General features: G+C 45.6%; 12 protein-coding genes and 1 tRNA gene. 6 read left to right on the forward strand and 7 right to left on the reverse strand.

Features of this window, described 5'->3' with window-relative positions:
* Position 1: 1 nt before the first annotated feature.
* Entirely contained in the window at positions 2 to 1,309 is a 1,308-nt protein-coding gene (rimO, locus tag P2W83_RS12630) for a 30S ribosomal protein S12 methylthiotransferase RimO (RefSeq protein ID WP_276134104.1), read from the reverse strand.
* Positions 1,310 to 1,330: 21 nt separating this feature from the next.
* On the reverse strand, positions 1,331 to 2,647 hold the full coding sequence (der, locus tag P2W83_RS12635; RefSeq protein WP_276134105.1) for a ribosome biogenesis GTPase Der: 1,317 nt from the start codon (positions 2,645 to 2,647) through the stop codon (positions 1,331 to 1,333).
* A 120-nt stretch (positions 2,648 to 2,767) separates the two neighbouring features.
* Between der and P2W83_RS12640 the strand changes: the two genes are divergently transcribed.
* The 3 genes from P2W83_RS12640 to tilS all read left to right on the forward strand — a co-directional run bounded on the left by P2W83_RS12640 (position 2,768) and on the right by tilS (position 6,434).
* Positions 2,768 to 4,702 (forward strand): peptide-N-glycosidase F-related protein, encoded by a 1,935-nt coding sequence (locus P2W83_RS12640; protein ID WP_276134106.1) that lies wholly within the window; start codon positions 2,768 to 2,770, stop codon positions 4,700 to 4,702.
* 81 nt (positions 4,703 to 4,783) lie between these two features.
* On the forward strand, positions 4,784 to 5,098 hold the full coding sequence (locus P2W83_RS12645; protein WP_276134107.1) for a tetratricopeptide repeat protein: 315 nt from the start codon (positions 4,784 to 4,786) through the stop codon (positions 5,096 to 5,098).
* Between the two features lies 1 nt (position 5,099).
* Positions 5,100 to 6,434, forward strand: coding sequence for a tRNA lysidine(34) synthetase TilS (gene tilS / locus P2W83_RS12650; RefSeq protein ID WP_276134108.1), 1,335 nt, complete (start codon positions 5,100 to 5,102; stop codon positions 6,432 to 6,434).
* Here the strand turns inward: tilS and P2W83_RS12655 are convergent.
* Positions 6,431 to 7,042 (reverse strand): rhomboid family intramembrane serine protease, encoded by a 612-nt coding sequence (locus tag P2W83_RS12655; RefSeq protein ID WP_276134109.1) that lies wholly within the window; start codon positions 7,040 to 7,042, stop codon positions 6,431 to 6,433. The genes tilS and P2W83_RS12655 overlap by 4 nt on opposite strands.
* A 31-nt stretch (positions 7,043 to 7,073) precedes the next feature.
* Positions 7,074 to 7,547, reverse strand: coding sequence for a 23S rRNA (pseudouridine(1915)-N(3))-methyltransferase RlmH (locus tag P2W83_RS12660; RefSeq protein WP_276134110.1), 474 nt, complete (start codon positions 7,545 to 7,547; stop codon positions 7,074 to 7,076).
* A 132-nt stretch (positions 7,548 to 7,679) separates the two neighbouring features.
* On the opposite strand from P2W83_RS12660, the gene P2W83_RS12665 reads away from it, so the two are divergent.
* Positions 7,680 to 7,756: transfer RNA gene (locus tag P2W83_RS12665), tRNA-Arg, on the forward strand.
* A 111-nt stretch (positions 7,757 to 7,867) separates the two neighbouring features.
* Here P2W83_RS12665 and P2W83_RS12670 read toward each other — a convergent pair.
* Together P2W83_RS12670 and P2W83_RS12675 are read right to left on the reverse strand one after the other, a co-directional pair.
* Entirely contained in the window at positions 7,868 to 8,827 is a 960-nt protein-coding gene (locus tag P2W83_RS12670; RefSeq protein WP_276134111.1) for a YihY/virulence factor BrkB family protein, read from the reverse strand.
* A gap of 44 nt (positions 8,828 to 8,871) precedes the next feature.
* Entirely contained in the window at positions 8,872 to 10,248 is a 1,377-nt protein-coding gene (locus P2W83_RS12675; RefSeq protein WP_276134112.1) for a L,D-transpeptidase, read from the reverse strand.
* A gap of 178 nt (positions 10,249 to 10,426) precedes the next feature.
* On the opposite strand from P2W83_RS12675, the gene P2W83_RS12680 reads away from it, so the two are divergent.
* On the forward strand, positions 10,427 to 11,005 hold the full coding sequence (locus P2W83_RS12680; protein ID WP_276134113.1) for a MarC family protein: 579 nt from the start codon (positions 10,427 to 10,429) through the stop codon (positions 11,003 to 11,005).
* 140 nt (positions 11,006 to 11,145) lie between these two features.
* Positions 11,146 to 11,406, forward strand: coding sequence for a DUF6966 domain-containing protein (locus P2W83_RS12685; RefSeq protein WP_276134114.1), 261 nt, complete (start codon positions 11,146 to 11,148; stop codon positions 11,404 to 11,406).
* Positions 11,407 to 11,467: 61 nt separating this feature from the next.
* Here the strand turns inward: P2W83_RS12685 and P2W83_RS12690 are convergent, their stop codons facing one another.
* Positions 11,468 to 12,037, reverse strand: coding sequence for a hypothetical protein (locus P2W83_RS12690; protein WP_276134115.1), 570 nt, complete (start codon positions 12,035 to 12,037; stop codon positions 11,468 to 11,470).
* Positions 12,038 to 12,186: the final 149 nt, after the last annotated feature.

Raw genomic sequence — 12,186 nt, forward strand, 5'->3', positions numbered from 1 at the left:
TTTAGATCACCTCACCTTCCAGGTCGTAGTCGTACGCTTTGGTAATACGAACGTTGACAAAATCACCTATTGGCAAAGAGGTGTCGCTGTTAATGATAACTTCATTATCTACTTCAACACTGTCAAATTCTGTTCTGCCAAGATAGCGACCAGCTTCTTTTTTGTCAATAAGTACCTTGAATTCTTTATCAACCTTCTCCTGGTTCTTTTCAAAAGAGATCTCCTGCTGCACTTCCATTATCTCCTGTGCACGGGCTTCTTTTTCTTCAGCTGGTATGTTATCGGCGAGGTCGTAAGCAGAGGTGTTTTCTTCGTGAGAATAGGTAAAGATACCAACGCGGTCGAGGCGTACATCTTCAAGGAATTTCTTCAGTTGTTCTACGTCATCCCTTGTTTCACCTGGGAAACCGGCAATAAGCGTACTGCGAAGGGCAATACCTGGCACTTTATCGCGGATGGCTGCTACCAGGTCATATATCTCCTGCGTTTCCATCTGGCGCTTCATGGCTTTCAGCATATTGTTAGAGATATGCTGCAGCGGCATGTCGAGGTAATTACAGATGTTATCGCGCTCGCGCATCACATCCAGTATATCCAGTGGAAATTTAGAAGGGTAGGCGTAGTGTAGACGTATCCAGTGCAGTCCCGGTACGTCAGATAAGTGCTTCAGCAGTTCTGACAGGGCGCGTTTTTTATAAATGTCGAGGCCGTAGTAAGTAAGTTCCTGCGCAATAAGCATGATCTCTTTCACACCCATTTGCACCAGCTTCTTAGCTTCAGCTACTACTTCTTCAATGGTTTTTGAAACGTGTTGTCCGCGCATCAGCGGGATAGCGCAGAATGCACACGTGCGGTTGCAACCTTCTGATATTTTCAGGTAAGCGTAGTGCTTTGGCGTAGCCAGCAAACGTTCGCCTACCAGTTCTTGTTTATAGTCTGCGTTGAACTGTTTCAGGATAAGGGGCAATTCCATAGTGCCAAACCATGCATCTACCTCAGGTATCTCGTTCAGCAGGTCGTGACGGTACCGTTCGCTCAGGCAGCCTGTTACATATACTTTGTCCAGTTTGCCGTCGCGCTTCAATTCTACCTGTTCCAGTATGGTGTTTACACTTTCTTCTTTGGCTTTGTCAATAAAGCCGCAGGTGTTTACCACAACGATATTATGATCCAGCTTTTCGCTTTCGTGTGCTACCTTAATGCCGTTAGCATTGAGTTGTCCGCTCAGCACTTCACTGTCCACCATGTTCTTGGAGCATCCAAGAGTAATGATGTTGACCTTATCTCGTTTCAGTTTCTTCGTTTTCACTTGTCTTAGTTTAACTCAATACTATTTTTTACGGAAGAATATCCTTACAGGTACGCCACTGAAATTGAAGTGGGAACGTATTTTGTTTTCGAGGAAGTTCTTGTATGAATCTTTTATAGCGTCGGGGTAGTTGGCAAAAAATGCGAACGATGGCACCACTGTAGGTATTTGCTGTACGAATTTGATCTTAACAGCATGGCCACGGGTCATTGGCGGCTGGAAGCGTTCGATCTCCTTCAGCATTATCTCGTTCAACTTCGAAGTTGCAACGCGGCGTTGCCTGTTGTCATACACTTCAAGCGCCTTTTCCATTCCCTGGAAGATACGCTGCTTCTCTGTGGCAGAGATGAAGATCACCGGTACATCGGTAAACGGCGCTATCTTTTGTTTGATCGCTTTTTCGTAATCGCGGGCAGTATTAGTTTCTTTTTCTACCAGGTCCCATTTGTTGATCAGCAGTACAACGCCCTTGCCTTTGCGGGTAGCCAGGCTGAAGATGTTTACATCCTGCGCGGTCATACCTTGGGCGGCGTCTATCACGATAAGACAAACATCAGCTTCATCCATGGCGCGAATAGCACGGATCACAGAATAGAACTCCAGGTCTTCGTGCACGTTTTTTTTCTTGCGCAGACCAGCAGTGTCTATCAGCATGAACTCCTTGCCGAACTGTTTGTAATGAGTATGGATGGTATCGCGGGTTGTGCCTGCTATGTCAGAAACGATGGTCCTTTCTTCGCCGATCATTGCGTTCAGCAGGGTGGATTTTCCTGCATTTGGCTGACCTATGATAATAAATTTGGGTATTTCCTCGCCTTTTTCCTGGTCTTCTTCAGTTTCTTCAGGAATGTGTGAGGTCACTTCATCCAGCAACTCGCCGGTGCCACTACCTGAGATAGAAGAAAGAAAGAATGTTTTTTCAAATCCGAGCGAGTAAAACTCGGTAGCATCCAGGGCACGTTCTGCGTTGTCAACCTTGTTAACAACCAGCAAAACAGGCTTTTTAGAGCGGCGCATAATGTCAGCCATTTCGTCGTCCTGGTCGGTAATTCCGGTTACTGTATCGCACACAAAAAGCAACAGGTCGGCCTCGTCCAGGGCTATATGCACCTGTTTCCTGATCTCGCGCTCAAAAACGTCCTCAGATTTAGCCACAAACCCGCCGGTGTCTATCACATTGAAATTTTTACCATTCCAGTCGGCTGTGCCATACTGCCTGTCACGCGTCACGCCACTCATGTCATCGACAATGGCCTTGCGCTGCTCCAGCAAACGGTTAAATAACGTGGACTTCCCGACATTGGGACGGCCTACTATGGCTACGGTAAATCCGGGCATAATTTGAAATTAGTGCGCAAAGGTACTATTATATCGGGAGCTTGCCGAAGACTAAGGGAAATTATATTAACTCAGCCATAAATATTTAACTTTGTCTTTCACTTTTTTAAACAAGATTTAATGAAGAGGATTGTCTACTTATTTCTGCTTGCGTTCCTTCCGTGTGTGGTAGCCAAAGCTGCCCCCGGCGATACTACCTGGGTTCAGGGTCAGACCGATGCCTGGCTTGGGACCGTTCCTACTAACACCGATTCTTTATTGACTTTTCCCGATGGCAGCAAAAGCTATAGGAAGATCTATATGATCTTTACGTTGGGCAAATATGCTTGTCCCGGTACTCCGCAATACTGTGCTGACTGGGACTATACCGTTCAAAATTTCCTGATGACGCCCAATGGCGATACGCTGGAATTGGGACGCCTGATCACGCCTTATGCAAACTCATCACGCCTTAACGCCAACTGGAAAGGTCGTTATGTGTATGACGTGACCGATATGTACCCTGTGTTGAAAAACAACGCAACTGTACGTATCCACTTCTCAGGTTGGTCTGGTGGCTTTACCGGTACTGTCCAGTTCGCGTTTATAGAAGGTACCCGTCCGCGTGATGTATTAGGTGTCGAACGCCTATGGCATGGCAGCTTCACGTATGGTGATGGTGCTAATCCCATTGACACTAAGGTTACTACTTTCAGCAAAGCAGCTCCTGCCGGTGCCGCCAGCACTGAAATGAAGCTCAATATTACTGGTCACGGCGGAGACGCTACATCTAACTGTTCGGAGTTTTGCAAGAAGTATTACCAGGTAAAGGTGAATGGCAATATGACCGAGCAGAAAGATATCTGGCGTGAAGACTGTGGTGTCAATGAGATCTACCCTCAAAACGGTACGTGGGTATTCAACCGTGGCAATTGGTGCCCTGGTAGTCTTGTTCGTACCAATGTGCACAACCTGAACGTTGCCGGTGGCAACAACTACGATGTAGACATTGATTTTGAAGCGTATACCGGTAGCGGCAGCCTGGGTAGCTACACAACAGAAGCTGCTGTGTATTACTATGGTGGATTTAATAAGCAACTGGATGCTTCGCTGGAAGATATCATTGCTCCAAGCAAGGACGAAATGCACTTCCGCAGCAATCCTTATACAGCCAGGCCAATTGTTAAAGTGAAAAATGAAGGTTCTACTACCATCACTTCAATTGAGTTTACCTACGGTAATGTGGTAACAACGTATACGTGGCAAGGTTCTATCGCACCTTTGGCCGAGGCAGAGATCACCCTGCCTGAAGTTTGGGACCTGCGTTCTGCAACTGGTACTACAAACACGTTTACTTGTCAAATAACCAAGGTGAACGGACAAACCGACGCTGATCAAACCAACGACAAGATGTCGAGCACATATGCTGCTGCACCTATGTGGCCAACTTCATTTTATGTTACTTTAAAAACGAATGGCAGTGTAGGCAGCAACGGTAGCGAAACCAGCTGGAAGATCTATCATCAAGGAAATGTCGTAGCTCAACGAGTTAACACCAATACGTCAACTACCTATGTTGACACGGTGAAACTCGGCCCCGGCGCTTATATGCTGGAAGTAACAGACGAAGGCTGCGATGGCGTTAACTGGTGGCTATATTCAAGCTATCCGCAAAACCCCGGTATTGGTTCTATCAACGTAAAACGTTCAAACGGCAACGGCTCTTTGGCTATGAACGGATATTTCAATGGTGACTTTGGCTGCGGCTTTAAGCAATACTTCAACGTTGATTGGCCAACTGCGGTAGATGAGGTTGTATCTGGTTCAAACCTGGCAATTAGCGTGCATCCTAACCCGGCTCAGAATAAAGCTACGGTTTCGTTTGAAGGTGTAGAGGACATAAATGGACAAGTGATGATCGTAGACGCCGTGGGTAGGGTGATTGCCGTACAAACTGCCAACGCTGCAATGGTTGACATCAACACAGCAGAACTGGCAAATGGCGTGTACTCAGTTATTTACAGCGCAACTAAAACTGATCTGAAACTTCAGACCCGACTGGTGATCGCTAAATAAGGATCAATTAAAATACTGCAATAAGGGCTGCGAAATGCAGCCCTTATTATTTTGAAAGGTGTTTGTACTAATTTTACCCCGATGAGCGAAAGAATACAGAAACTACAGGATTTCCTGAAAGCCTCACCTAACGATTGCTTTCTGAACCATGCCCTTGCGCTGGAATATGTAAAGATGGGCGATGAAGCAGCTGCGAGGCAATTGTTTGAAAAGAACCTATCTTTCGATGCCACGTATGTAGCCACCTATTATCACCTGGCTAAGTTGCTGGAGCGTGCGGGCGATCAGCAACAGGCAATTGCCATATACGAACAGGGTATGCAGGTGTCCAAAGCGCAGGGCGACATGCATGCTTATAGCGAATTGCAAAGTGCTTACGAAGACCTGGTATACTAAAATGGAGCTGTTAACTGCGTTTCAGAAAAACTGGATAGAGAAGAAGTTTGTTACCAATGGCAAGCCAGTGCTCCTGGCGGTCAGTGGTGGTATTGATTCTATGGTGATGGCCAGCCTGTTTCACCGGGCAAATATCCCATTTGCGATCGCTCATTGCAACTTCAGGTTGCGTGGGGTAGAGGCTGATAAAGACGAACAGCTAGTAAGTGGCTGGGCGCAGCAAAACAATATTCCATTTCATTCCGTTGGCTTCGATACACAACAGCGTGCTGACGAATGGAAAAAAGGCATCCAGGAAACAGCGCGTATTCTCCGGTATGAATGGCTCGACCAGGTGCGTGAAGAGTATGGTTATTCGGTGCTCGCAACTGCACACCACGCCAACGACAGCGTAGAGACACTGCTCATGAATCTGTTCAAGGGTACGGGCATAGCAGGCCTTCATGGCATTCCGGAAAAGAACGGGTCTATTGTTCGTCCCCTGCTATTTGCTACCAGGCAGCAAATAACACAATACGCTGCTGATAACAACATTTCGTATCGTGATGATGCCTCTAATGCTTCCGACGATTATCTGCGCAATGCAGTGCGGCATAAACTAGTGCCTGTTGCTGAAGAACTTTTTCCTAATGCAATAGACAAGGTTAGCGAAAGCATAACCCGTTTTTCGCAGGCTGAGCAGCTGTATCAACGGGCAATCGAGCAAGAACGAAAGAAACTGATCGAAAAGCGTGGTCGCGATCATTACATACCCATCTTAAAACTTATTCATCGCGAACCGCTAGGCACTATTTGCTACGAACTGTTCAAGCCATTTGGTTATACGCCGCAACAAATTCCGCAGGTGATAGATCTGTGCTCTTCAGAATCAGGGCATTTCATCGACTCGCCAACACACAGGGTTATTAAAAACCGCGACTTCCTGATCATAACGGTAAAGGAGACTGCCGCAGCTGATCTTATTATCGTAGAGGGTTTTCCATGTACCATAGAAACAGACTCCGGAAGGTTTAATTTCTCTGTTATTAAAACGCCGCAATCTATACCTGCCGATAATAATATTGCCTATATAGATGCCCATAAGCTGACCTTACCTGCTACACTACGCCGCTGGAAACAGGGCGATTATTTCTATCCTCTGGGTATGGGCATGAAGAAAAAAAAGCTGGCTAAGTTTTTCATTGACCAGAAAATACCCGTACACCAAAAAGAAAGGCTCTGGGTACTGGAATGCGATAAACGTATAGCCTGGATCGCGGGCATGCGCCTCGATGAACGTTTCAAGGTAAAGAATGAAACGTCGCAGGTTATTAAGATCGAATTTACCCCGCTTTAAAAATTGAAGGTTGGGTGCGTTACCTGCTCGAGGAATATCCTGCCGTGGGTGGGATCGAACAGCAGCGTGAACACGAAGCCATACACAGCACCCCAGAAGTGTGCATCGTGATTGACAGCTCCTATGCCTTTGCGTGACATATATGCCGAGTATATCAGGTAACCTATTGCCGCAATGATAGCCGGTACGGGAATGAACCATATCAAAATGGTTTCCCAGGGGGCAAAGTACACAAACGAAAATAGCACAGCTGCGACACCGCCGGAAGCTCCCAGCGACCGGTAGTAGCCATCATCTTTGTGCTTGGCAAAAGATGGCAGGGAAGCAGCGATAACCCCGCCGAGATATAAAACGATAAAAAGAAAATGCTTATTCAGGCTTTCGTAATAATCCTCTACATACCTTCCGAACAAGTATAGGGCAAGCATGTTGAAGATCAGGTGCATCCAGTCGGCATGAATAAAGCCTGAAGACAATAGCCTGTAATATTCATTTGGCGTATCCATTCTCTTAGGCCAAAGTATGAACTTATTATAGAGCTGGTCGTTAGAGAAAGCCGAATAGGATATAATAACAGTAATGATAACTATGATCAGTGTATAACTCATGTACCGGGTGCTAAAGGACTAAAATACGTTTTTATGAATGATGGTAGGGAGAATTATTTAGTATGCTGAACGAGCGGTATACCTGTTCGGCCAGAATGAGCCGCACCAGTTGATGCGGGAATACTAATGGAGACAAAGACCATACCTGGTTGGCCCGCTTCTTCACATTGTCGCTCACACCGTATGCACCGCCTATCAGCAATACCAGTGTTTTCGTTCCCTGGTTCATTAGCTGCTGAAACTGTTGCGACCATTGAATTGAGTTTAACTGTTTGCCTCTTTCATCAAGCAATACGAGATAGTGTTGTGGCTGCAGTTTTTTGAGTATCAGCTCTTCTTCTACCTGCTTGGCCCTTTCTATGTCTGTTGTGGCCAGTTTTTTAGGTGGTTGAAGTATACATAGTTCAACGCTGTTATATGGTTTTGTTTTTTGGAAGTAATAGCGAATGCCTTCGTCGATAAACGAATCATTTTCTTTTCCAATAGACCATATTTCTATATGCATTCCTGAAGCAGGTTATGGCGCGAAAGTACTCCTGTTTTCAGCTATCTCGGGATATTTTTCAGAAGTTTTTCGAAACAGTGTTTGGAAAATTGAAGTGATTACCTATCTTTGCAGTCCAATAAAAAACGGGATGGCCTCGTAGCTCAACTGAATAGAGCATTTGACTACGGATCAAAAGGTTTCAGGTTTGAATCCTGACGAGGTCACCAGAAGAGTCCTACAGAAATGTAGGACTTTTTTTATGTCCCTAATCGTCGGCTATTTTTGTTGAATAAGGGTTTGTTTAATGTTTCTTTGAAACAATTCTTCATGGGCAATTCTTATTCGTCATTTTTGTTCTCCTCCTTCTCCTGTACAGTTTCCTTCCCTGTTTCTACCTCAACCTCTTTAAACGTAACGGCATAGTCATTGGGGTGTATGGCTGATCCATATTTGACAGCATAAGCCTTTGTAAACTCTGCTCCGAGATAAAGGATAATAGAAGAATAGTACACCCATACCAGCAGCACTACAAGCGACCCCGCAGCTCCGTAAGTACTGCCAACTTTTGTCTGAGATATGTATAATGAAATGGCGAACTTGCCGATCATAAAAAGAACCGCGGTAATTAACGCACCTGCGAATACATCTTTCCATTTGATGCGGGCGTCTGGCAAAACCTTGAAGATAACCGCGAATATAAGCGTGCTGATGCCCAGCGTCAGGATGAGATTGACAATGTAAAATACCACTACCGCGACATCCGGAAAGCTTGCCTGTAAGCGCGCGCTTAGTCCTTCAATAACAGCGGTAATAGCTAAGGACACCAGCAGCAGAAAGCCGAGGCTGATGATGACAGAAAACGATAGGAAACGGTTCAGTAACATTTTAAGCCAACCGCGTTTTGGCTTAGGCTTCAGGCCCCAGATAGAATTAATAGAATCTTGTATCTCCCCAAAAACGCTGGTGGCACCGAGTAGAAGGACGACAATACCTACAACAGCTGCTATGGTGCCTTTGTCGCCTATGCCTGCATTTTGTATGATCTGCTGCAATTGTAATGCAGTGTCTTTCCCAACAAAATCTTCCAGGACGAAATATATTTTGTTCTCTACCGCCTCCTTTTCGAGGAAGAGACCACATAGGGCAATAATGACTACCAAAAGCGGCCCCATTGAGAATACAGTGTAATATGCTAATGACGCGCTCAGTTTTGTGATCTTATCATCTGAGAACCCCTTGAATGTATCCTTTGTGACTTCCCAGATGCCTTTAGCGGTTATCTTCTGTCTGCCAGGCATGTTGCTATTTGCATTTATTTCGAGTACTTGATCGTCTATTACGATCAATGCCTTGTCACGGTACTTTTCGCACCTGAATCTAAGCTAACCGGTGCAGGGTAGCCTTTTCCGGCTAGCGCCCCGACGGGCACCACGATCTCTTTTTGCCTCTTCACAGCTTTGGTCACTTTTCCTTTTTTTGTCCGTTCCTTCTTGTCAGTGGCAGTGTCCTCACTGTTTTTTGACAATGTATCGTTGGTTGCGTTGGCATTATTACCGACACCGGCTATCGGCTCGCCCTTTGCATCCTGGTTCATCGCGTTTAATGCTTGTGTGATGGCTGCCTTTTCCTGCTCACTGAGACTTTCATATTTTATTCCATAGACCGCAAGTACACCCGTAAGATTTTCCTGTGTATTGGTGCCCCGCTCATACACATCGCGGTAAATATGAAGGTTGCCGTTTTCTGCAACAATGGTTTCATAGCGCAGTTCTACAGGGATCGCTTTATTCAGCTTTACGTTTTTCGTTTCTGTCTTATTTTTTTCAAAACCAGATATACTATCCACTGTCAGTTGCGTGCCCGACAGTTGAGATAACTGGCCGGCAAAATCCTGCACCTGCTGGTTCGACAGTCCTACGCAACCGTGCGATGCGAAGTTGCCCAGCTTAGATACCGCTTTACCACCATGAATAAGATTGGGTAAACCAATAGGTATCTTGATAGGTCCCAGGGGGTTAAGCTTACTGCCGGCGGCCACCTTTTTACCCGGTTGCACTTTGCCTTTCACCCAGGGTTCATCGGGCGGTGTCCATGTCGGATTGAAAATAATCTGCTCTGCCCTGCGCATTCCTATGGGTAGCGGGAATTCAGGATAACCGATACCTATACGGTAGGTTTTCAACAGTTTCCCATCCTGGAAGACGTCCATCCTAAATGCAGGGATATTGACAATAACACGTGTATCTGTTGGTATGGCATTGGGTTGTGTGGGAAGGAGTCCATCTGTATCGCCGTTGGCATATCGCCTTGCTACCAGTTGCAATAGCTGGTTGGTCTTTTCTTCGCCGATCACATTTTTTACTTGTTCACGGGAATAGGCATTTGCCGCCCTGGTGGAGCCGGAATAAGGCCCTTCTTCTGTAAGGTTAGCCACTGAAGCGTGGGCAACCTCCTTTAGCTTCTGTACCTGCTCATCGGTCAGTTGAAGTTCTGACTTGAGCTGGGCCTCAAATCCATCCTCATAAAAAAGTGCGTCGAGAACCGGCAGTGTAAAACCCAAGGTATCGGGGTTAGCTGCAGGAACTGTTTTTGCTACAGTGGCTGTATCAGTATAGGTTGCAGTTTGCTCGTTATTATGTTGTTCACCGCATCCGGTAAACAAGGCTGCACTGATCGACAGGCAGAAAACAAGGTGCAGACGCATTGCAGTTTTTGTCATGAACGTTTGATTATGCACTGTATACTATTAAAATCATACCCAAACTCATGATGTATCACTCGCGTGGTGTCAGGTGTTACCACCTGACACCTACAGAACGCTGAATAGAAACCAGCGACGTGCTGCTTCATCACAGGCATATAATACATCGGTTTAAAGCACCGTATATTTGCCATCTATGTTCGGATCAGGTATTGAATTGTCGCAAATTCTTACGGTAACATTCACCTTGTTTGCCATCATCGATATATTGGGATCTATACCCCTGCTGCTTACGTTGAAGACGAAAATGGGGGATATCAGTTCTGCGCAGGCTACATTGGTTTCCGGTTCGCTAATGCTCCTTTTCTTTTTTGTGGGTGAGGAGATGTTGAACATCATGGGGTTGGATATTCACTCGTTTGCTATCGCAGGTTCTATCGTGATATTTATTCTGGCGCTCGAGATGGTGTTGGGAATGGAGATATTCCGCGCGGACAAGGACGCGAAGGCGGGCAACGTAGTTCCTATTGCATTCCCCATCATTGCCGGTTCGGGTACGCTTACCACTATTATGTCTCTGAAAGCTGTTTATAGCGGCTATAATATCCTGATCGCTATCCTGATCAACCTGGTGATCGTTTATGTCATTTTGCGGTCGCTTACACTTATCGAAAGACTATTGGGGCAGTCGGGCATACTGGTAGTGCGGAAATTTTTTGGTGTGATACTGCTGGCAATTGCCATTAAGATATTCAGGAATAACGTTGGGATATAGAACTCCTGTGCGCTACGCTTTATCTATACGGTATAGGTAAACATAGAATGGGGGAGTATCTTACATTGATAAGATCTTCTTAGTGTCAGCCCACATCGTTGCTGGTGAATAACACCAACGAAGGCGGAAAAAGTAAATGAATGAAATTACTTAGTTTATGTGAAGACATAATGCAATTATGCCACAATGGATACGAACCAAATTGGGAGAAAACATTTAGGTATTTTGTTGAAGAGATTAAAGCAGGAAATGCAATAGAGATTAAAAGAGAAATTCAAAACATATATACGGGTATGGGTTCGTTTAATGATTTGATTTTACAAAAAGATGGAGAGCTTCTTTCTTTAAACAATAGGTTAGATACATTAAGGCAAATGCTGTATCAAGAGATAACAAGATAGTGCTCACTTTTATCCCTCCTCGTTTTGTAAGGTATTACCACCTGACACTTCTTCGATCCATCTAATGTTTCGATGATCGCTCTCCATTTATGATCGCTCCGCCTTTGGGATTCGTACCGGAGTTTATACCCTGGTACACTTCGTATACCGCTACAGCGGCAGCAACATACATCACCGGCCGTAATACCTTGGCGCGAAGGAAACTGGCACCACGCATTTTAGCGGCCAGCATTTCGGCTTGTCTCGACGCTGCAAGCCCCGGTTTTACCTGGTAAAAGCCCAGTACATTCAGCGCTTTTTGCACGCCCTCGGCGGTGGCGCCCTGCGTCTTTGCAATAGCAGCGTACGAACTGCCTGCGATGGTAACCATTACAGAAGCATCTTTTGCACGCTTATAAAGATGGTATGTTTCTGATATCTGCTTTAGTTCCTCATTGGTCATCGTATAGCCCGCGTCACTCAGTCTGGTGAGCCGGGTGGTTTTCCGCTTCAACGGTTGAAGGTTTTCCGTCCTGGTGGTCTGCGTGTTTTGCGTATTGGTAGTAACAGGTTTCCTGTGCAGTTTTTGGGGCTGGGCGTGCAAGCCAGTGCCAATAACCGTGAGTGCAAGTAAGCAGGCAGCGATACGCATAGCTGAATGATTTTAGAATTACAAATTACTAAATGTTTTATGCTTATTGCTATGCTGTCAAAGCTTCTTTTTTGATGTTAGCCATATCCTTGCAGGTGCGAAACTCAACAACCGCGGCAACTTGATGGTATATGGACACGATTAAAGAA

Origin of the sequence: Polluticoccus soli (genome assembly GCF_029269745.1) — a bacterium.
GTDB classification, from domain to species: domain Bacteria; phylum Bacteroidota; class Bacteroidia; order Chitinophagales; family Chitinophagaceae; genus Polluticoccus; species Polluticoccus soli.